This window comes from Shewanella sp. SM71, assembly GCF_025653905.1.
Lineage (GTDB): Bacteria > Pseudomonadota > Gammaproteobacteria > Enterobacterales > Shewanellaceae > Shewanella > Shewanella oncorhynchi.
In genome coordinates this window covers 1-3101 of the sequence record NZ_JAKKRW010000039.1, presented here as the reverse complement: position 1 = coordinate 3101, position 3101 = coordinate 1, and the positions used below count along the sequence as shown (strand labels likewise).

Annotated in this window: 1 rRNA gene; it reads left to right on the top strand. The window is 50.5% G+C overall.

Annotated features, from left to right (window positions below):
• Nucleotides 1–179 precede the first annotated feature (179 nt).
• Nucleotides 180–3082 (top strand): 23S ribosomal RNA (locus L5L97_RS22685).
• Nucleotides 3083–3101: the final 19 nt, after the last annotated feature.

Below are 3101 nucleotides of genomic sequence, written 5' to 3'. Positions count from 1 at the left end.
AAGCATTGAACATGAGTTCTCAAACACTTTATTAAGTGTCTTGAATATTCAAAAGTAAATTATTCTTTATTGAATAGTTTACGTCTAAGGCGCGTCCACTTCTTTGGTCAGAAGTGAGACAAGTAAAACCAAGCTGGTCGCAATGCGGCGCAGATGAGTGAAACTCATTTGGGTTGTATGGTTAAGCGACTAAGCGTATACGGTGGATGCCTTGGCAGTCAGAGGCGATGAAGGACGTAGTAACTTGCGAAAAGCGTTGGCGAGCTAGTAACAAGCATTTGAGCTAACGATGTCCGAATGGGGGAACCCAGCAGCATAAGCTGTTATCGCAACATGAATACATAGTGTTGCGAGGCGAACGAGGGGAACTGAAACATCTAAGTACCCTTAGGAAAAGAAATCAACCGAGATTCCCCTAGTAGCGGCGAGCGAACGGGGATTAGCCCTTAAGTCAGTGGGGTGTTAGTGGAATGCGTTGGAAAGCGCAGCGGCACAGGGTGATAGCCCCGTACATGAAAACTAACCATTGATGAAAACGAGTAAGGCGGGACACGTGACATCCTGTTTGAATATGGGGGGACCATCCTCCAAGGCTAAATACTCCTGACTGACCGATAGTGAACCAGTACCGTGAGGGAAAGGCGAAAAGAACCCCTGTGAGGGGAGTGAAATAGAACCTGAAACCGTATACGTACAAGCAGTGGGAGCGGTTCTTGAGACCGTGACTGCGTACCTTTTGTATAATGGGTCAGCGACTTACATTTTGTAGCGAGGTTAAGCGAATAGCGGAGCCGTAGGGAAACCGAGTGTTAACTGCGCGTTTAGTTGCAAGGTGTAGACCCGAAACCCGGTGATCTAGCCATGGGCAGGTTGAAGGTTGAGTAACATCAACTGGAGGACCGAACCGACTAATGTTGAAAAATTAGCGGATGACTTGTGGCTGGGGGTGAAAGGCCAATCAAACCGGGAGATATCTGGTTCTCCTCGAAAGCTATTTAGGTAGCGCCTCGAGCGAATACCATTGGGGGTAGAGCACTGTTAAGGCTAGGGGGTCATCCCGACTTACCAACCCTTTGCAAACTCCGAATACCAATGAGTACTACTCGGGAGACAGACGGCGGGTGCTAACGTCCGTCGTCAAAAGGGAAACAACCCAGACCGTCAGCTAAGGTCCCAAAGTACTAGCTAAGTGGGAAACGATGTGGGAAGGCTTAGACAGCTAGGATGTTGGCTTAGAAGCAGCCATCATTTAAAGAAAGCGTAATAGCTCACTAGTCGAGTCGGCCTGCGCGGAAGATGTAACGGGGCTAAGCTAGTCACCGAAGCTACGGGTGCACAGTTTACTGTGCGCGGTAGAGGAGCGTTCTGTAAGCCGTTGAAGGTGAAGGGGTAACCCACGCTGGAGGTATCAGAAGTGCGAATGCTGACATGAGTAACGATAAAGGGGGTGAAAAACCCCCTCGCCGAAAGACCAAGGGTTCCTGTCCAACGTTAATCGGGGCAGGGTGAGTCGACCCCTAAGGTGAGGCCGAAAGGCGTAATCGATGGGAAACAGATTAATATTTCTGTACTTCCGCTAACTGCGATGGAGAGACGGAGAAGGCTAGGCTAGCGCGGCGTTGGTAGTCCGCGTTTAAGGTGGTAGGTGGTGTTCTTAGGCAAATCCGGGGACACGTACTTTAATGTACACACTGAGAGCTGATGACGARGTCCTACGGGACTGAAGTAGTTGATGCCATGCTTCCAGGAAAATCTTCTAAGCTTCAGGTTAGYGGGAATCGTACCCCAAACCGACACAGGTGGTCGGGTAGAGAATACCAAGGCGCTTGAGAGAACTCGGCTGAAGGAACTAGGCAAAATGGTACCGTAACTTCGGGAGAAGGTACGCTCYTGTTGGTGATGAGACTTGCTCTCTAAGCTGACGGGAGTCGCAGATACCAGGTGGCTGCAACTGTTTATCAAAAACACAGCACTGTGCAAACTCGCAAGAGGAAGTATACGGTGTGACGCCTGCCCGGTGCCGGAAGGTTAATTGATTGGGTTATCGCAAGAGAAGCTCATGATCGAAGCCCCGGTAAACGGCGGCCGTAACTATAACGGTCCTAAGGTAGCGAAATTCCTTGTCGGGTAAGTTCCGACCTGCACGAATGGCGTAATGATGGCCACGCTGTCTCCAGCCGAGACTCAGTGAAGTTGAAATTGCGGTGAAGATGCCGTATACCCGCGGCTAGACGGAAAGACCCCGTGAACCTTTACTATAGCTTGGCACTGAACATTGAACCTACATGTGTAGGATAGGTGGGAGACTTTGAAGTTGTGACGCTAGTCATGATGGAGTCGTCCTTGAAATACCACCCTTGTAGTTTTGATGTTCTAACCTAGGTCCCTTATCGGGATTAGGGACAGTGCCTGGTGGGTAGTTTGACTGGGGCGGTCTCCTCCCAAAGAGTAACGGAGGAGCACGAAGGTTGGCTAAGTACGGTCGGACATCGTACGGTTAGTGCAATGGCATAAGCCAGCTTAACTGCGAGACATACACGTCGAGCAGGTACGAAAGTAGGTCATAGTGATCCGGTGGTTCTGAATGGAAGGGCCATCGCTCAACGGATAAAAGGTACTCCGGGGATAACAGGCTGATACCGCCCAAGAGTTCATATCGACGGCGGTGTTTGGCACCTCGATGTCGGCTCATCACATCCTGGGGCTGAAGTCGGTCCCAAGGGTATGGCTGTTCGCCATTTAAAGTGGTACGCGAGCTGGGTTCAGAACGTCGTGAGACAGTTCGGTCCCTATCTGCCGTGGGCGTTGGATGATTGAAGGGAGCTGCTCCTAGTACGAGAGGACCGGAGTGGACGAACCGCTGGTGTTCGGGTTGTCATGCCAATGGCATTGCCCGGTAGCTACGTTCGGAATCGATAACCGCTGAAAGCATCTAAGCGGGAAGCGAGCCCTAAGATGAGTCATCCCTAGGAATTTAATTCCTCTAAAGAGCCGTTCGAGACTAGGACGTTGATAGGCATGGTGTGTAAGCGTTGTGAGGCGTTGAGCTAACATGTACTAATGACTCGAGAGGCTTAACCATACAACCCAGATGGGTTTTA